The following is an 18,141-nucleotide window of genomic DNA, read 5'->3' on the forward strand; positions in this document are numbered from 1 at the left end:
CGCCGGGCCAAAAGATCACGGTTACTTCTTCAACTGATCTTTAATCTTCTTCTGCCACACCAGCAGCTCAAACACGCCGAACAGGAAAATGCGGATTTTCTCGCCGGTGGTCATCTGCGGGCCATCTTTAGGCATGGTGCTTTTTAACAGCGCCAGCTGCATACCGTGCATCAGCACCATAAAGACCAGTGCGACGTTAACGAAGATGTTGAGCGGGCGTGGAAAGGGTTGGAAAATATTAAGAATTAAAAATGCCCAGACGCACAGCATCAGTAATCGACCCAGATTAATCAGCATCGCTTTCTCCTTGTGCTTCCCGTTGATACAGGCGGTATGCGACCTGCCCGGCCACTTTTTCACGATACAACGACCAGTTTGCCGGGACGGGCGGCAGACCGTTTTCGACTTCGCTTTCAACGTAAATATACGCGTCATCAGCCAGCCAGCCGTGCGTTTCCAGCAGGCTTAACGTCTCTTCCAGCAGCCCTTTGCGAAACGGGGGATCGACAAACACCACGTTGTGCGGCGTACCGGTCTGCGCCAGAAAGGCCAGCGTATTGGCGTTGACCACGCGGGCGTTGCCTGCCTTTAGCGTAGCAAGATTCTTTTGTAACTGCTGTGACACGGCGCGATCCATCTCCAGCAACGTCGCGCCCGCCGCATAGCGGGAAAGCGCTTCCAGCCCCAGCGCGCCGCTTCCGGCGAAACAATCCAGACAGTGGGCGTCTACCATGACCGGCGCCAGCCAGTTAAACAGCGTCTCGCGAACCCGGTCGGTTGTCGGGCGCAGCCCTGGGCTGTCGGGAACCGGAAGTTTACGGCCCCGCCATTGTCCGCCAATAATGCGGATTTGACCGCTGCCAGAGTGATTCGGTTTTTTCATTTCTATTGCTCAATCCGCTGCTGACGTGTCATTCCAGGCGGTGATGTGAATTAAGTTAAGTGGTAGACTATTTCATCATTTTTTTAGCTTCCATGTATATAGCGCCAGATATTAACCGCGAGGAGTACAGTCGCAGATGGCAAAACAGAAAAAACGTGGCTTCTTTTCCTGGCTGGGCTTTGGTGAAAAAGAGCAGGAACAGGAACAAAAAACCGAAGAACAACAGCGTGTTGAAGAACAGTTAGCGCCAGAGACGCCGGTTGAGACGGCGGCAGACGCCGACGCGGAAACGCACGCCCACGGCAAGGCGGAGACCGACGCTTTCGCCGAAGCCGTGGTGAACGTCACCGAACAGGTTCAGGAAAGCGAAAAACCGCAGCCGGTTGAGCCAGAGCCTGTCGTAGAGCCTGTTGTTGACCCCGTGGTTGAAGAAGACATCGTTGAGCCGCAGGCGGTGGTGGAACATGAAGAACTGCCGCTGCCGGAGGAGGTGAACGTCGAAGAGACGTCGCCTGAAGAGTGGCAGGCCGAAGCGGAAACGGTAGAGATCGTGGAGGCGGTAGAAGAAGAAGAGGCGCAAAACGAACCGCAACTGACCGACGAAGAACGGGAAGCGCAGGCGCTGGCGGTGGAAGCGGCGGAAGACGCGGTGGTTGTCGTGCCGGCGGCAGAAGAAGAGACGCCGGTTGAGGAGGTGATTCAGGAGCAAGAGAAGCCGACAAAAGAGGGTTTCTTTGCGCGCCTGAAACGTAGTCTTCTGAAAACAAAAGAAAATCTCGGTTCAGGATTTATCAGTCTGTTCCGTGGTAAGAAAATCGACGATGATCTGTTTGAAGAACTGGAAGAGCAGTTGCTGATTGCCGATGTGGGCGTGGAAACCACTCGCAAGATCATCGCTAACCTGACAGAGGGCGCCAGCCGCAAACAGCTGCATGACGCCGAAGCGCTGTATGGCCTGCTGAAAGACGAGATGGGCGATATCCTCGCAAAAGTTGACGAACCGCTTAATATTGAAGGCAAAACGCCATTTGTTATTCTGATGGTTGGCGTTAACGGCGTGGGGAAAACCACCACGATCGGTAAGCTGGCGCGTCAGTTCGAGCAGCAGGGCAAATCCGTGATGCTGGCGGCGGGGGATACCTTCCGTGCGGCGGCGGTAGAGCAGTTGCAGGTCTGGGGCCAGCGTAACAACATTCCGGTTATCGCCCAGCATACCGGCGCGGATTCCGCTTCCGTTATCTTTGACGCCATCCAGGCGGCGAAAGCGCGTAATGTGGATGTGCTGATTGCCGATACCGCGGGTCGCTTGCAGAACAAAGCGCACCTGATGGAAGAACTGAAAAAAATCGTTCGCGTGATGAAGAAACTCGACGAAGATGCGCCGCATGAAGTGATGCTGACCATCGACGCCAGCACCGGGCAGAATGCGATAAGCCAGGCCAAACTGTTCCATGAAGCGGTTGGCCTGACCGGTATCACCCTGACCAAGCTGGATGGCACGGCGAAGGGTGGGGTTATCTTCTCGGTTGCCGATCAGTTTGGCATTCCTATCCGCTATATTGGTGTGGGCGAACGTATCGAGGATTTACGTCCGTTTAAGGCGGACGATTTTATAGAGGCACTTTTTGCCCGAGAGGATTAACAATGATTCGCTTTGAACATGTCAGCAAGGCCTATCTCGGTGGGAGACAAGCGCTGCAAGGAGTCACATTCCACATGCAGCCAGGCGAGATGGCGTTTCTGACCGGCCACTCAGGCGCGGGGAAAAGTACCCTGCTGAAGCTTATCTGTGGGATTGAACGGCCGAGCGCCGGGAAAATCTTCTTCAGCGGGCATGACATTACGCGCCTGAAAAACCGTGAAGTGCCGTTTCTGCGTCGTCAGATCGGAATGATTTTCCAGGATCACCACCTGCTGATGGATCGTACGGTCTATGACAACGTGGCGATCCCGTTGATTATCGCTGGCGCCAGCGGGGACGACATCCGTCGTCGTGTGTCGGCGGCGCTGGATAAAGTCGGGCTGCTGGACAAAGCGAGGAATTTTCCCATTCAACTCTCTGGCGGTGAGCAGCAGCGCGTGGGGATTGCCCGTGCGGTGGTGAACAAGCCTGCGGTGCTGCTGGCGGATGAACCGACCGGGAACCTGGATGATGCCTTATCGGAAGGGATTTTACGTCTGTTTGAAGAGTTTAACCGCGTTGGGGTGACGGTATTGATGGCGACGCACGACATCGGGCTTATCTCCCGTCGTTCGTACCGTATGCTCACCCTGAGCGAAGGTCATTTGCATGGAGGCCTGGTCAGTGAATAAGCGTGACGCTATCAACCAAATCAGGCAGTTTGGCGGCAGACTGGACCGTTTTCGTAAATCTGGCGGTTCGTCCGGCGACGGCGGCCGCAATGCGCCGAGACGCGCAAAACCCTCGCCAAAGCCGAACTCGCGTAAAACCAACGTCTTTAACGAGCAGGTGCGCTATGCGTTCCAGGGCGCGTTACAGGATCTGAAAAGCAAGCCGCTGGCGACGTTTCTGACGGTGATGGTGATTGCCATCTCTCTGACGCTGCCAAGCGTCTGCTACATGGTCTATAAGAACGTCAACCAGGCGGCGACGCAGTACTATCCGTCCCCGCAGATCACCGTTTACCTGCAAAAGACGCTGGATGACGACGCGGCCGCCGGGGTGGTCGCACAGCTCCAGGCCGAGCAGGGGGTGGAGAAGGTCAACTATCTCTCCCGCGACGATGCGTTGGGCGAGTTCCGCAACTGGTCCGGCTTTGGCGGCGCGCTGGACATGCTGGAAGAGAATCCGCTTCCGGCAGTGGCGGTGGTGATCCCGAAACTGGATTTCCAGGGAACGGAGTCGCTGAATACGCTACGCGATCGCATCTCGCAGATTAACGGCATTGATGAAGTGCGTATGGATGACAGCTGGTTTGCCCGTCTGGCGGCGCTGACCGGGCTGGTAGGGCGCGTTTCCGCGATGATCGGCGTGCTGATGGTGGCGGCGGTGTTCCTCGTCATCGGCAACAGCGTGCGCCTGAGCATTTTCGCCCGCCGTGACACCATCAACGTGCAGAAACTGATTGGCGCGACGGATGGATTTATCCTGCGACCATTCCTGTACGGCGGCGCGCTGCTCGGTTTTTCAGGGGCATTTCTTTCACTGATTTTGTCAGAAATTTTGGTGATGCGCTTGTCGTCAGCGGTGACGGAAGTGGCGCAGGTTTTCGGAACGAAGTTTGATATCAATGGCTTATCGTTCGATGAGTGCCTGTTGCTGCTGCTGGTGTGCTCGATGATCGGCTGGGTTGCGGCGTGGCTTGCCACTGTGCAACATTTACGTCACTTTACTCCCGATTAATAAAAGCGTGGTATACTCTTTCCCTGCAATGAGTTCCCGTTCGCAGGGAAAGAGCATCAAAACATCTCATCCCCTGCCCACAGTGTTTTTTCATAGCGGTGTCACATTTTGTGCGTAATTTATTCACAACGTTGCATTGAACTTGTGGATAAAATCACTGTCTGATAAAAGAGTGAGTGCTATTCTCGTTGCTCATAAACGCTGGCACGTTTGTTGCTCATTTGCAGTGCCAGACGATATAAATTGAGAGGATTTGAATGACCAAAGAAATGCAAAATTTAGCTTTAGCCCCTGTTGGTAACCTGGAATCTTACATCCGGGCTGCAAACGCGTGGCCGATGTTATCGGCTGACGAAGAACGGGCACTGGCTGAAAAGCTGCATTACCAGGGCGATCTGGAAGCAGCTAAGACGCTGATTCTGTCTCACCTGCGCTTTGTTGTTCATGTTGCTCGTAACTATGCGGGCTATGGCCTGCCGCAGGCGGATCTGATTCAGGAAGGTAACATCGGCCTGATGAAAGCCGTGCGCCGTTTTAACCCGGAAGTGGGTGTGCGCCTGGTTTCTTTCGCCGTGCACTGGATCAAAGCGGAGATCCACGAATACGTATTGCGTAACTGGCGTATCGTTAAAGTCGCAACCACTAAAGCACAGCGTAAGCTGTTCTTTAACCTGCGTAAAACCAAGCAGCGTCTGGGCTGGTTTAATCAGGATGAAGTGGAAATGGTGGCGCGCGAACTGGGCGTAACCAGCAAAGACGTTCGCGAGATGGAATCCCGTATGGCGGCGCAGGACATGACGTTTGACATGTCTTCGGACGACGAGTCTGACAGCCAGCCGATGGCGCCAGTGCTGTATTTGCAGGATAAAACCTCTAACTTTGCCGACGGCATTGAAGAGGATAACTGGGAAGATCAGGCGGCAAACAAACTGACCCACGCAATGGAAGGTCTGGACGAGCGTAGCCAGGACATCATTCGCGCCCGTTGGCTGGACGAAGATAATAAGTCCACGCTACAGGAACTGGCCGATCGCTATGGCGTTTCTGCTGAACGTGTACGCCAGCTTGAAAAGAACGCGATGAAGAAACTGCGCGCCGCTATCGAAGCGTAATTTCCGCGAAGTGCCCGAAAAATCCTGGATGAGAATCCGGGGTTTTTTGTTTTCCAGGCCGGATAAGGCACCGCCGCCATCCGGCAAACAGGCAAACATAAATGCCCGATGGCGCTTCGCTTATCGGGCTACGGGGATAACGCTTTTTTTCTCCCCCGCTCTGGCGAATTCTTCCCCCCTGGCAAACACTTACCGATGGGTTGTGCGCATCTTAGGGGGAGAAGGTGAAAAATAACGAACTGAATGAAAGACGGTTGCAGGCGACGCCGCGCGGCATCGGGGTGATGTGCGGTTTCTATGCCGACAGAGCGGAAAACGCCACGCTGTGGGATATTGAAGGCAATGAGGTGATTGATTTCGCCGCCGGAATTGCCGTGTTGAACACCGGGCACCGTCATCCAAAAGTCATCGCGGCAATTGAAAAACAGCTCCAGTCATTTACCCATACCGCGTATCAAATCGTGCCTTATGCAAGCTACGTTACGCTTGCCGAGCGTATTAACAAGCGCGTGCCGATCAACGGCCCGGCGAAAACGGCTTTCTTCTCTACCGGCGCGGAGGCGGTCGAAAACGCGGTGAAAATTGCGCGCGCCTGTACCCGGCGACCGGGGCTGATTACCTTTGGCGGCGCGTTTCACGGGCGAACCTTTATGACGATGGCGCTCACCGGTAAGGTCGCACCCTACAAAACTGGCTTTGGGCCGTTCCCGGGATCGGTCTATCACGCGCAATATCCGAATCCTTTGCATGGCGTTACCACGGCGGATGCGCTGAACAGCCTCGAGCGGATTTTTAAAGCCGATATTGCGCCGGATCAGGTGGCGGCCATTATCCTGGAACCGGTGCAGGGGGAAGGGGGCTTTAACGTCGCGCCAACGGATTTCATGCAGGCGCTGCGTACGTTATGCGATACCCACGGCATCTTGCTGATCGCCGATGAAGTGCAGACCGGTTTTGCCCGTACAGGCAAACTGTTTGCGATGGAGCACCACGGCGTTCAGCCGGATCTCATCACGATGGCCAAAAGTCTGGCTGGCGGTATGCCGCTGTCGGCGGTATCCGGTCGCGCCGAGGTGATGGATGCGCCAGCGCCGGGCGGTCTTGGCGGCACCTACGCCGGAAACCCGCTGGCGGTGGCCGCCGCGCATGCGGTGCTTGATGTGATTGAAGAAGACGATCTCTGCACTCGCGCCACGCAGCTTGGTCAGCATCTGGTTGAGGTGTTGAACAAAGCGAAAGCCGCCTGCCTGTCCATTGCCGAGATCCGCGCGCAGGGCTCGATGGTGGCGGTAGAGTTTACCGATCCGCAAACCGGCCAGCCGTCCCCGGAATTTACCCGACAGGTGCAGGATCGCGCATTGCAGGAGGGTCTGCTGCTGCTCAGCTGCGGTGTTTACGGCAACGTGATCCGCTTCCTCTATCCGCTGACGATCCCCGATGCGCAGTTCCGTAAAGCGCTGGAGATCATTACGCGTTCGCTGACACGATAAACCGACGCCGCCCGTTGCGGCGGCGCCCCGTTTTGTCATCAACTTGTTATCTGACTGTCAAATTAGCTATTCCAAAATCATAAAAATCGGGTATGTTTTAGCAGAGTATGCTGCTAAAGCACGGGTGGCTTACCATTAATTGAAATAAAGTGCTGAACAACAACATCACAACATACGTAATAACCACAATAATGGGGATTCTCAGGATGAATATGAAGGGTAAAGCGTTATTGGCAGGATGTATCGCCCTGTCTTTGAGCAATATGGCGTTTGCTAAGGATATCAAAGTGGCCGTTGTCGGCGCGATGTCCGGCCCGGTAGCGCAGTACGGCGATCAGGAATTTACCGGCGCGGAGCAGGCGATTGCCGATATCAACGCGAAAGGCGGCATCAAGGGCGATAAGCTGGTTGCCGTGAAATATGATGATGCCTGCGACCCGAAACAAGCGGTAGCCGTAGCCAACAAAGTGGTCAACGACGGCATTAAATATGTTATCGGCCACCTGTGCTCCTCATCCACGCAGCCTGCGTCCGATATCTATGAAGACGAAGGCATTCTGATGATTACTCCGGCTGCGACCGCACCGGAACTGACCGCGCGCGGTTATCAGCTGATCCTGCGCACCACCGGTCTGGACTCCGATCAGGGGCCGACGGCGGCGAAATATATTCTGGAAAGCGTGAAGCCGCAGCGCATCGCCATTATTCACGATAAGCAGCAGTACGGTGAAGGCCTGGCGCGCGCGGTGCAGGATGGCCTGAAAAAAGGCAACGCCAACGTGGTGTTCTTCGACGGGATTACCGCCGGCGAGAAAGATTTCTCCACCCTGGTGGCGCGCCTGAAGAAAGAGAACATCGACTTTGTGTATTACGGCGGCTACCACCCTGAGATGGGGCAGATCCTGCGCCAGGCTCGCGCTGCTGGCCTGAAAACGAAGTTTATGGGGCCGGAAGGGGTAGCGAACGTGTCGCTGTCTAACATTGCCGGTGAGTCTGCCGAGGGGATGCTGGTCACCAAGCCGAAGAACTACGATCAGGTTCCGGCAAACAAACCGATTGTAGACGCGATCAAAGCGAAGAAACAGGACCCAAGCGGCGCGTTTGTGTGGACCACTTACGCGGCGTTGCAGTCATTGCAGGCGGCTCTGAATCAGTCCGACGATCCGGCTGAAATCGCCAAATACCTGAAAGCGAATACCGTGGAAACCGTTATGGGGCCGTTGTCCTGGGATGAGAAGGGCGATCTGAAAGGCTTTGAGTTCGGCGTCTTTACCTGGCATGCCGACGGTACGGCAACCGACGCCAGATAATTGAGTGCCGCCGGGTGGCGGCTTCGCCTTACCCGGCCCGCATGCCTGGAAAATTGCGTGAGAGTTGCGAAACACGTAGGCCGGATAAGCGTTAGCGCCATCCGGCTTTTTTATTACCGTTTTTCCCAGCCGTCCGCCTGCGCCGTAAACCCTAATGCCTGCATAAACGCCGCCATTACGCCTCGCTCTTCGACGCCGACATCTGCCATCCACCAGGCTGAAACGCCCGGATTATTGCGGATCACCTCTTCCACCAGATACTGCCCCACGCCGCGACGACGCGTGATCTCGCGAACCCGCAATGAATCCAGCGCGCCTTGCGTACCGCTTAGCGTTACCCGCACAGCGCCCAACAGACGCTCATTGAAACGCGCTGCGTAGATCCGGTGAGTATCATCTACGCTTAAAGACGAGGCGGAGTATTCCGGCCAGATTTTACCCAGATCGATGAGATCCTGGGCGCTAAAGTTTTCTAAACGAACGATGGTCAGCTTCATCGACAGCATGTCCAAATCACCAAAGAGAGAACCAGTGTACCGAAATAATGTGTTCCGACACTTTCTCTTTTTTATTTCATTTACCAGGCGATTAGTTTTTTGGCAACGATAAGTACAGTTTGAAACATCAGAGAATGAAAAACAGGCAGGATAATCCCCTGGAAGGCAGCGTTTTATTCCGCCCTTTGTACCGTTATTTTATGCTGACAAGTGCGCTTTTTTTTGTTTATCTATAGCTGAAATCAGAATATTATCTTTTCTTAATCGACTGAAAAATAGAGTGTTTGCTCTGATTTTGCATAAAAAGCTGTGCTAAACCATTAATGCAACAGGTAAAAATAGCATAGTTCAAAAAAAGCACAGTCTGCTTTTTAACCACATAAATACAAAATATATACACAAAATCATTCAAGGTGCATCAAGGCGGCAAGAGCGTGAATCCCCAGGTGCTTACATAAGTTAGTGACTGGGGTGAACGCACGTAGCCAACACCGGGGCAGCTTGAAGGATGAAGTGTAATAACGTCACGAATGGGGATTCAGTAAATGAAACGGAATGCGAAAACGATCATCGCAGGAGTGGTTGCACTGGCGATGTCGCATACGGCAATGGCGGACGATATTAAAGTCGCCGTTGTCGGGGCGATGTCCGGCCCGGTAGCGCAGTGGGGCGATATGGAATTTAACGGCGCTCGTCAGGCCATTAAAGACATCAACGCCAAAGGCGGCATCAAAGGCGATAAGCTGGTGGGCGTTGAGTATGACGACGCCTGTGACCCGAAACAGGCTGTCGCGGTGGCGAACAAAATCGTCAACGACGGCATTCAGTACGTTATCGGCCACCTGTGCTCCTCTTCCACACAGCCCGCGTCTGATATCTATGAAGATGAAGGCATCCTGATGATCTCCCCGGGTGCCACAAACCCGGAACTGACGCAGCGCGGCTACGAACACATCATGCGTACGGCGGGCCTGGACTCCTCCCAGGGGCCAACGGCGGCGAAATACATTCTTGAGAAAGTGAAGCCGCAGCGTATCGCCATTATTCACGATAAGCAGCAGTACGGTGAAGGTCTGGCGCGTTCCGTACAGGACAGCCTGAAAGCGGGCAACGCCAATATCGTGTTCTTTGACGGGATTACCGCTGGCGAGAAAGACTTTTCCGCGCTGATTGCCCGCCTGCAAAAAGAGAATATCGACTTCGTTTATTACGGCGGTTACTACCCGGAAATGGGCCAGATGCTGCGCCAGGCGCGCGCTATCGGCCTGAAAACCCAGTTTATGGGACCAGAGGGCGTGGGCAATGCCTCACTGTCCAACATCGCTGGCGCGGCGGCAGAAGGCATGCTGGTGACGATGCCAAAACGCTATGACCAGGACCCGGCGAACAAAGGCATTGTCGATGCCCTTAAAGCCGACAAAAAAGATCCTACCGGCCCTTACGTGTGGATCACCTACGCTGCGGTGCAGTCGCTGGCAACCGCAATGGATCGTACCGGCAGCAAAGCGCCGCTCGATCTGGTGAAAGATCTGAAAGCACACGGGGCTGATACCGTGATTGGGCCGCTGAACTGGGATGAAAAAGGCGATCTGAAGGGATTTGAGTTTGGTGTCTTCCAGTGGCATGCCGACGGCTCATCGACCGTTGCCAAATAACGCCTGAAGACAAGTTATCCCTCCGCCCGCGCAAAACGGGCGGGTTGAGAAAGGTTACCTTATGTCCGAGCAGTTTCTCTATTTCTTGCAGCAGATGTTTAACGGCGTCACGCTGGGAAGCACCTATGCGCTGATCGCTATCGGCTATACGATGGTTTACGGCATTATCGGCATGATCAACTTCGCCCACGGCGAGGTCTATATGATCGGCAGCTATGTCTCTTTCATGATCATCGCCGCGCTGATGATGATGGGCATTGATACCAGCTGGCTGCTGGTCGCCGCCGGGTTCGTCGGGGCTATCATTATCGCCAGCGCCTATGGCTGGAGTATTGAACGGGTGGCCTATCGGCCAGTGCGCAGTTCCAAGCGACTGATTGCGCTCATCTCCGCGATCGGGATGTCTATTTTCCTGCAAAACTACGTCAGTCTTACCGAAGGTTCGCGTGACGTGGCGCTCCCCAGTTTGTTTAACGGCCAGTGGATTATCGGCAGCAGCGAGAACTTCGCCGCCAGCATTACCACCATGCAGTTGGTCATCTGGATTGTCACTTTCCTGGCGATGCTGGCGCTGACGCTGTTCATCCGTTACTCCCGTATGGGACGCGCCTGCCGCGCCTGTGCGGAAGACCTGAAAATGGCGAGTCTGCTGGGCATTAATACCGACCGCGTGATTGCGCTGACCTTTGTGATTGGCGCGGCGATGGCGGCGGTGGCGGGCGTGCTGCTCGGTCAGTTCTATGGCGTTATCAACCCGTATATTGGCTTTATGGCCGGGATGAAGGCCTTCACCGCCGCGGTGCTTGGCGGCATCGGCAGCATTCCTGGCGCGATGATTGGCGGCCTGATTCTGGGCGTCGCCGAAGCGCTCTCCTCTGCGTACCTGAGTACCGAATATAAAGATGTGGTGTCGTTTGCGCTGCTGATTCTGGTGCTGCTGGTCATGCCGACCGGTATCCTGGGCCGCCCGGAGGTAGAGAAAGTATGAAACCGATGCATTTTGCGATGGCGCTGCTCTCTGCCGCCATGTTCTTCGTACTGGCGGGCGTCTTTATGGGCGTTCAACTGGAACTCGATGGCACCAAACTGGTGGTGGGGACTGCTGCGGATATTCGCTGGCAGTGGGTGTTTATCGGTACTGCCGTGGTCTTTTTCTTCCAGTTGCTGCGACCGATTTTCCAGAAAAGCCTGAAGGGCATTTCCGGGCCTAAATTTGTTCTGCCAGCGATTGATGGCTCAACCGTGAAGCAGAAGCTATTCCTGATTGCGCTGCTGGTCATCGCCGTCGTGTGGCCGTTTATGGTGTCGCGCGGCACCGTTGATATCGCCACGCTGACCATGATTTACATCATCCTCGGTCTTGGGCTGAACGTGGTGGTGGGGTTGTCTGGTCTGCTGGTGCTGGGCTACGGCGGTTTCTACGCCATTGGCGCGTATACCTTCGCGTTGCTGAACCACTATTACGGTCTGGGGTTCTGGACCTGCCTGCCGCTGGCGGGGCTGGTTGCAGCGGCGGCGGGATTCCTGCTCGGCTTCCCGGTATTGCGCCTGCGCGGCGACTACCTGGCGATTGTGACCTTAGGCTTTGGCGAGATTGTGCGCATCCTGCTGCTCAATAACACTGAAGTGACCGGCGGGCCGAACGGTATCAGCCAGATCCCGAAACCGACATTCTTTGGTCTGGAGTTCAGCCGTACCGCCCGTGAAGGCGGTTGGGATACCTTTAGTAACTTCTTCGGCGTGAAATACGATCCATCCGACCGCGTGATTTGGCTCTACCTGGTGGCGTTGCTGCTGGTCGTCTTCTCGCTGTTTGTGATCAACCGTCTGCTGCGTATGCCGCTGGGGCGGGCATGGGAAGCGCTGCGTGAAGATGAAATTGCCTGCCGTTCATTAGGCTTAAGCCCGACGCGCATTAAGCTGACGGCGTTTACCATCAGCGCCGCGTTTGCGGGGTTCGCCGGAACGCTGTTTGCCGCGCGCCAGGGCTTTGTCAGCCCGGAGTCGTTCACCTTCGCCGAATCCGCTTTTGTACTGGCGATTGTGGTGCTTGGCGGCATGGGTTCGCAGTTCGCCGTTATTCTCGCCGCTATCCTGCTGGTGGTATCGCGCGAGCTGATGCGTGACTTCAACGAATACAGCATGTTGATGCTTGGTGGTTTGATGGTACTGATGATGATCTGGCGTCCGCAGGGCTTGCTGCCGATGACCCGTCCGCAGTTGAAACTGAAAAACGGGGAAGCGAAAGGAGAGCAGGCATGAGTCAGCCATTATTATCCGTTAACGGCCTGATGATGCGCTTTGGCGGTCTGCTGGCGGTAAACAACGTTGAACTGGAGTTGCATCCACGCGAAATCGTCTCATTGATCGGGCCAAACGGCGCCGGGAAAACCACGGTCTTTAACTGCCTGACCGGTTTCTATAAACCGACCGGCGGCACCATTATGCTGCGCGATCAGCATCTGGAAGGGCTGCCGGGTCAGCAGATTGCCCGTATGGGCGTGGTGCGTACCTTCCAGCACGTCCGCCTGTTCCGTGAGATGACGGTGATTGAAAACCTGCTGGTTGCGCAACATCAGCAGTTGAAAACCGGCGTCTTTTCGGGCCTGTTGAAGACTCCGGCGTTCCGTCGGGCGCAGAGTGAAGCGCTCGATCGCGCCGCCACCTGGCTGGAGCGTATCGGCCTGCTGGAGCACGCCAACCGCCAGGCCAGCAACCTGGCTTACGGCGACCAGCGTCGTCTGGAGATCGCCCGCTGCATGGTGACGCAGCCGGAGATCCTGATGCTGGATGAACCGGCGGCGGGTCTGAACCCGAAAGAGACCAAAGAGCTGGACGAATTAATTGCGGAGCTGCGTAATCATCACAACACCACCATTCTGCTGATTGAGCATGATATGAAGCTGGTGATGGGGATTTCCGATCGCATTTACGTGGTGAACCAGGGAACGCCGCTGGCGAACGGGACGCCGGAAGAAGTTCGCAACAACCCGGACGTGATCCGCGCCTATTTAGGTGAAGCATAATGGTGGTGACGCATAAGATGGAAAAAGTCATGTTGTCCTTTGACAAAGTCAGTGCCCACTACGGCAAAATCCAGGCGCTGCACGAGGTGAGCCTGCATATTCGTCAGGGAGAAATCGTCACCCTGATTGGCGCCAACGGCGCGGGTAAAACCACGCTGCTCGGCACGTTATGCGGCGATCCGCGCGCCACCAGTGGTCGGATTGTGTTTGATGGTAAAGACATTACCGACTGGCAGACGGCGAAAATCATGCGTGAAGCGGTGGCGATTGTCCCGGAAGGGCGTCGCGTCTTTTCCCGTATGACGGTAGAAGAGAACCTGGCAATGGGCGGTTTTTTCGCCGAGCGCGACCAGTTTCAGGAGCGCATTAAGTGGGTTTACGCGCTGTTCCCGCGTTTGCATGAGCGTCGTATCCAGCGTGCAGGCACCATGTCCGGCGGTGAACAGCAGATGCTGGCGATTGGCCGTGCATTGATGAGCCAGCCGCGTTTGCTGCTGTTGGATGAGCCGTCCCTGGGTCTGGCGCCGATCATTATCCAGCAGATTTTCGATACCATCGAACAGCTGCGCGAGCAGGGAATGACCATCTTCCTCGTCGAGCAGAACGCGAATCAGGCGCTGAAGCTGGCGGATCGCGGCTACGTGCTGGAAAACGGTCATGTGGTGCTGGAAGATACCGGCGATGCGTTGCTGGCCAACGAAGCGGTGCGCAGCGCATACCTCGGAGGCTGAACCGTCTGTGTGCCCGGTGGCGCTACGCTTACCGGGCCTACTCGATCCTGTAGGCCGGGTAAGGCGAAGCCGCCACCCGGCTTTTTGTTTTTTGTACGTTTTAGTTGTACAATTTATGCGTACTTAAAAGGAGGCTATATGCGTACAATGAACTATAGTGAGGTACGGCAGAACCTTGCCTCTGTGCTTGATTCTGCTGCCACGGGTACGCCGGTGACGATTACGCGTCGGGGGCATAAATCTGCGGTTATCATCAGCGCAGAAGAATTTGAACGTTATCAGACAGCAAAACTGGATGCTGAATTTGATGCCATCATGGGCGTTCACGGCGACGAATTAAGGGAACTGGCCGATAAATGACACTTCAATTTATCTCAGCGGAAGAGATAATCCGTTTTCATGACAAATTATTGAGCGTAACGCCCGGCGTTCCGGGAATGCCGGACCCTGGGCGGGCTGAAGCGCTGTTGTACCGTGTTTTAAATAAATACGAATACGAAAGTATTACCGATGTCTGGATCCTTGCGGCGATGCATCTACTCGCTATTTCTCGTGGACATATTTTTAACGATGGTAATAAGAGAACAGCATTATTCATCACATTGCTGTTTCTCAAACGTAACGGTATCTTTCTGGCTGCTAATCCCGATTATGTTGATATGACAGTCGAAGCTGCCGCAGGACGTCTGTCGCTAGAGGAAATTGTACAGCGTTTGCGTCGGTAGCCGCCGCCCGGTGGCGCTACGCTTACCGGGCCTACATATTATCTTCACCATTCCATCATCTTCTTATCATCCTGCTGACGTTTGGCTGTCATTTATTTGTAACTAAAAAGTTATTTTTCTGTCATTCGCGCATGTCATGTTACCTCGCGAGCATAAAACGCGTGATATCGCGCATCCGGCACAACAAGAGAGATAAGCGAATGACATCGTTACGACATACAGCGTTAGGACTGGCGTTAAGCCTGGCATTCGTGGGAAACGCCATGGCCGTTACCACCATTCCATTCTGGCATTCTATGGAAGGCGAGCTGGGGAAAGAGGTTGATTCTCTGGCGCAACGTTTCAATGCGGCCAATCCTGATTACAAGATTGTGCCGGTGTATAAGGGCAACTATGAACAGAGCCTGAGCGCGGGTATCGCCGCGTTTCGTACCGGCAACGCTCCGGCGCTGTTGCAGGTTTATGAAGTCGGCACCGCGACTATGATGGCGTCGAAAGCGATTAAACCGGTCTATGAAGTGTTCAGCGACGCGGGCATCAGTTTCGATGAGTCGCAGTTTGTACCGACGGTGTCCGGTTACTACACCGATTCCAAAAGCGGACATCTGTTGTCCCAGCCGTTTAACAGCTCCACGCCGGTGCTGTACTACAACAAAGACGCTTTCAAAAAGGCCGGTTTAGATCCAGAGCAGCCGCCGAAAACCTGGCAGGATCTGGCGGAGTACACCGAGAAGCTGAAGGCGGCGGGAATGAAGTGCGGCTACGCCAGCGGCTGGCAGGGCTGGATTCAGATTGAAAACTTCAGCGCCTGGCATGGTCTGCCGGTCGCCACCCAAAATAACGGCTTTGACGGTACTGACGCGGTGCTGGAATTTAACAAGCCGGAGCAGGTGAAACATATTGCGCTGCTGGAAGAACTGAATAAGAAGGGCGATTTCAGCTACTTCGGGCGTAAAGACGAATCCACTGAGAAGTTCTACAACGGCGATTGCGCCATCACCACCGCCTCTTCCGGTTCTCTGGCGGATATCCGCCACTATGCCAAATTTAATTACGGCGTAGGCATGATGCCTTATGACGCAGACGCCAAAGATGCGCCGCAAAACGCCATTATCGGCGGGGCGAGCCTGTGGGTGATGCAGGGTAAAGACAAAGAGACCTACACCGGCGTGGCGAAATTCCTCGACTTCCTGGCGAAGCCGGAAAATGCCGCTGAATGGCATCAGAAAACCGGCTATCTGCCGATCACCAAAGCGGCTTACGATCTGACCCGCGAGCAGGGATTCTATGACAAGAACCCTGGTGCGGATATTGCCACGCGCCAGATGCTGAACAAGCCGCCGTTGCCGTTCACCAAAGGTCTGCGTCTGGGCAACATGCCGCAGATCCGCACCATTGTGGATGAGGAGCTGGAAAGCGTGTGGACCGGGAAGAAATCCCCGCAGCAGGCGCTGGATGCCGCCGTTGAGCGTGGTAATCAGCTGCTGCGTCGCTTTGAGCAGTCAACGAAATCGTAACGCATGATATGCCCGGAGGCGCTGCGCTTACCGGGCCTACAAGACCGTAGGCCGGGTAAGGCGAAGCCGCCACCCGGCACTGTTCAGGAATCAAATCTTCATGTCATCATCCCGTCCGGTGTTTCGCTCGCGTTGGCTGCCGTATTTGCTGGTTGCGCCGCAACTGGCGATCACCGTCATTTTCTTTATCTGGCCTGCGGGCGAAGCGCTGTGGTATTCGCTGCAAAGCGTCGATCCGTTTGGGCTGTCTAGCCAGTTTGTCGGTCTGGATAACTTTGTCGCCTTATTCCATGACAGCTACTACCTCGACTCCTTCTGGACGACGATGAAATTCAGTGCGCTGGTGACGGTAAGCGGCCTGTTGGTCTCGCTGTTTTTCGCCGCGCTGGTGGATTACGTGGTACGCGCAAGCCGCCTGTATCAAACGCTGATGCTGCTGCCTTACGCCGTTGCGCCAGCGGTGGCCGCCGTACTGTGGATCTTCCTGTTCAACCCCGGGCGCGGGCTAATCACCCATTTTCTTGCCGGGTTCGGCTATGACTGGAACCATGCGCAACACAGCGGCCAGGCCATGTTTCTGGTGGTGTTCGCTTCAGTCTGGAAGCAGATTAGTTACAACTTCCTATTCTTTTTTGCCGCGTTGCAATCCATTCCCCGCTCGCTGACGGAAGCGGCAGCGATTGATGGGGCGGGTCCGGTTCGGCGCTTCTTTAAACTTTCGCTACCGCTGATTGCGCCGGTGAGTTTCTTCCTGCTGGTGGTCAATCTGGTGTATGCCTTCTTCGACACCTTCCCGGTGATTGACGCCGCTACCGCAGGCGGACCGGTACAGGCGACGACCACGCTGATTTATAAGATTTACCGCGAAGGCTTTGCCGGGCTGGATCTCTCCGCCTCTGCCGCACAGTCGGTGGTGCTGATGTTCCTCGTCATCATTCTGACGGTTATCCAGTTCCGCTATGTGGAAAGTAAGGTGCGTTACCAATGATTGAGAACCGTCGCGGGCTGACGATATTCAGCCACACTATGTTGATTCTGGGGATTGTGGTGATCCTGTTTCCCTTGTACGTCGCCTTTGTGGCGGCGACGCTGGACAACAGCGCGGTGTTCGATACGCCGATGACGCTCATCCCCGGAACGCATCTGCTGGAAAACATGGCAACGATCTGGGTTAACGGCGTGGGCGTGAACAGCGCGCCGTTCTGGCTGATGATGCTTAACAGTTTCATCATGGCTTTTGGCATTACGGTGGGGAAAATCACCGTTTCTATGCTGTCGGCGTTTGCCATTGTCTGGTTTCGTTTTCCGCTGCGTAATCTGTTTTTCTGGATGATCTTTATCACCCTGATGCTGCCGGTTGAGGTGCGTATTTTCCCGACGGTGGAAGTGATCGCCAATCTGAAAATGCTCGACAGCTACGCGGGTCTGACCCTGCCGCTGATGGCCTCAGCGACCGCCACCTTTCTGTTTCGCCAGTTCTTTATGACGCTGCCGGACGAGCTGATTGAAGCGGCGCGCATCGACGGCGCTTCACCGATGCGCTTTTTCCGCGACATCGTGCTACCGCTGTCAAAAACCAATCTCGCGGCGCTGTTCGTCATCACTTTCATCTACGGCTGGAACCAGTACCTGTGGCCGTTGCTGATTATTACCGACGTTGATCTCGGCACTGCCGTTGCGGGGATTAAAGGCATGATCGCCACCGGGGAAGGCACCACTCAGTGGAATCAGGTGATGGCGGCGATGCTGCTGACCCTGATTCCCCCCGTCGTTATCGTTTTAGCCATGCAGCGCGCGTTTGTACGCGGCCTGGTGGACAGTGAGAAGTAGG

Annotated in this window: 19 protein-coding genes; 16 read left to right on the forward strand and 3 right to left on the reverse strand. The window is 55.1% G+C overall.

The window, feature by feature from the left end:
- Positions 1-21: 21 nt before the first annotated feature.
- Both OGV82_RS04890 and rsmD read right to left on the reverse strand, forming a co-directional pair.
- Positions 22-297, reverse strand: coding sequence for a DUF1145 family protein (locus tag OGV82_RS04890; RefSeq protein ID WP_047460570.1), 276 nt, complete (start codon positions 295-297; stop codon positions 22-24).
- Positions 287-883 (reverse strand): 16S rRNA (guanine(966)-N(2))-methyltransferase, encoded by a 597-nt coding sequence (gene rsmD, locus OGV82_RS04895; RefSeq protein ID WP_012135578.1) that lies wholly within the window; start codon positions 881-883, stop codon positions 287-289. The genes OGV82_RS04890 and rsmD overlap by 11 nt, the downstream gene beginning before the upstream one ends.
- Positions 884-1,019: 136 nt before the next feature.
- On the opposite strand from rsmD, the gene ftsY reads away from it, so the two are divergent.
- The 6 genes from ftsY (at position 1,020) to livJ (ending at position 8,159) form a co-directional block, all read left to right on the forward strand.
- Positions 1,020-2,525 (forward strand): signal recognition particle-docking protein FtsY, encoded by a 1,506-nt coding sequence (gene ftsY, locus OGV82_RS04900; protein WP_047460576.1) that lies wholly within the window; start codon positions 1,020-1,022, stop codon positions 2,523-2,525.
- Between the two features lie 2 nt (positions 2,526-2,527).
- Positions 2,528-3,196, forward strand: a complete 669-nt coding sequence (ftsE, locus tag OGV82_RS04905; protein ID WP_012135575.1) for a cell division ATP-binding protein FtsE — start codon at positions 2,528-2,530, stop codon at positions 3,194-3,196.
- A complete protein-coding gene (gene ftsX / locus OGV82_RS04910; protein WP_024131031.1) occupies positions 3,189-4,247 on the forward strand; it encodes a permease-like cell division protein FtsX in 1,059 nt (352 codons plus the stop codon). Before ftsE ends, ftsX begins: the two co-directional genes overlap by 8 nt.
- 257 nt (positions 4,248-4,504) lie before the next feature.
- On the forward strand, positions 4,505-5,359 hold the full coding sequence (gene rpoH / locus OGV82_RS04915; RefSeq protein ID WP_012135571.1) for an RNA polymerase sigma factor RpoH: 855 nt from the start codon (positions 4,505-4,507) through the stop codon (positions 5,357-5,359).
- A 224-nt stretch (positions 5,360-5,583) separates the two neighbouring features.
- The gene (locus OGV82_RS04920; RefSeq protein WP_047460582.1) at positions 5,584-6,849 is read left to right on the forward strand and encodes a 4-aminobutyrate--2-oxoglutarate transaminase; all 1,266 of its coding nucleotides are present in this window, start codon (positions 5,584-5,586) and stop codon (positions 6,847-6,849) included.
- 206 nt (positions 6,850-7,055) lie between these two features.
- Positions 7,056-8,159 (forward strand): branched chain amino acid ABC transporter substrate-binding protein LivJ, encoded by a 1,104-nt coding sequence (gene livJ, locus OGV82_RS04925; protein WP_145991256.1) that lies wholly within the window; start codon positions 7,056-7,058, stop codon positions 8,157-8,159.
- Positions 8,160-8,272: 113 nt separating this feature from the next.
- Here the strand turns inward: livJ and panM are convergent, their stop codons facing one another.
- A complete protein-coding gene (panM, locus tag OGV82_RS04930) occupies positions 8,273-8,656 on the reverse strand; it encodes an aspartate 1-decarboxylase autocleavage activator PanM (RefSeq protein ID WP_024131029.1) in 384 nt (127 codons plus the stop codon).
- Positions 8,657-9,201: 545 nt separating this feature from the next.
- Here panM and livK point away from each other — a divergent pair.
- From livK to ugpE, 10 genes are all read left to right on the forward strand, one after another.
- Positions 9,202-10,311: a high-affinity branched-chain amino acid ABC transporter substrate-binding protein LivK gene (livK, locus tag OGV82_RS04935; RefSeq protein ID WP_012135565.1), complete on the forward strand. Its 1,110-nt coding sequence runs from the start codon at positions 9,202-9,204 to the stop codon at positions 10,309-10,311.
- 61 nt (positions 10,312-10,372) lie between these two features.
- A complete protein-coding gene (livH, locus tag OGV82_RS04940; protein ID WP_012135564.1) occupies positions 10,373-11,299 on the forward strand; it encodes a high-affinity branched-chain amino acid ABC transporter permease LivH in 927 nt (308 codons plus the stop codon).
- Positions 11,296-12,573: a branched chain amino acid ABC transporter permease LivM gene (gene livM, locus OGV82_RS04945; protein ID WP_012135563.1), complete on the forward strand. Its 1,278-nt coding sequence runs from the start codon at positions 11,296-11,298 to the stop codon at positions 12,571-12,573. The genes livH and livM overlap by 4 nt, the downstream gene beginning before the upstream one ends.
- Positions 12,570-13,337: a high-affinity branched-chain amino acid ABC transporter ATP-binding protein LivG gene (gene livG / locus OGV82_RS04950; protein WP_047460588.1), complete on the forward strand. Its 768-nt coding sequence runs from the start codon at positions 12,570-12,572 to the stop codon at positions 13,335-13,337. The genes livM and livG overlap by 4 nt, the downstream gene beginning before the upstream one ends.
- 17 nt (positions 13,338-13,354) lie before the next feature.
- Positions 13,355-14,068 (forward strand): high-affinity branched-chain amino acid ABC transporter ATP-binding protein LivF, encoded by a 714-nt coding sequence (gene livF / locus OGV82_RS04955; protein ID WP_047463875.1) that lies wholly within the window; start codon positions 13,355-13,357, stop codon positions 14,066-14,068.
- A gap of 138 nt (positions 14,069-14,206) precedes the next feature.
- Positions 14,207-14,428, forward strand: a complete 222-nt coding sequence (locus OGV82_RS04960) for a type II toxin-antitoxin system Phd/YefM family antitoxin (protein WP_047460592.1) — start codon at positions 14,207-14,209, stop codon at positions 14,426-14,428.
- On the forward strand, positions 14,425-14,793 hold the full coding sequence (locus tag OGV82_RS04965) for a type II toxin-antitoxin system death-on-curing family toxin (protein WP_047460595.1): 369 nt from the start codon (positions 14,425-14,427) through the stop codon (positions 14,791-14,793). Before OGV82_RS04960 ends, OGV82_RS04965 begins: the two co-directional genes overlap by 4 nt.
- Positions 14,794-14,993: 200 nt before the next feature.
- A complete protein-coding gene (ugpB, locus tag OGV82_RS04970) occupies positions 14,994-16,310 on the forward strand; it encodes a sn-glycerol-3-phosphate ABC transporter substrate-binding protein UgpB (protein WP_047460598.1) in 1,317 nt (438 codons plus the stop codon).
- Positions 16,311-16,410: 100 nt separating this feature from the next.
- Complete coding sequence (gene ugpA / locus OGV82_RS04975; protein WP_024131024.1) at positions 16,411-17,298, forward strand: sn-glycerol-3-phosphate ABC transporter permease UgpA; 888 nt, start codon at positions 16,411-16,413, stop codon at positions 17,296-17,298.
- Positions 17,295-18,140 carry a sn-glycerol-3-phosphate ABC transporter permease UgpE gene (ugpE, locus tag OGV82_RS04980; protein WP_047460601.1) on the forward strand — a complete coding sequence of 282 codons (846 nt, stop codon included), beginning with the start codon at positions 17,295-17,297 and terminating at the stop codon, positions 18,138-18,140. The genes ugpA and ugpE overlap by 4 nt, the downstream gene beginning before the upstream one ends.
- Position 18,141: the final 1 nt, after the last annotated feature.

Source organism: Citrobacter sp. CK191 (genome assembly GCF_030333435.1).
Classification (GTDB): domain Bacteria; phylum Pseudomonadota; class Gammaproteobacteria; order Enterobacterales; family Enterobacteriaceae; genus Citrobacter_B; species Citrobacter_B koseri.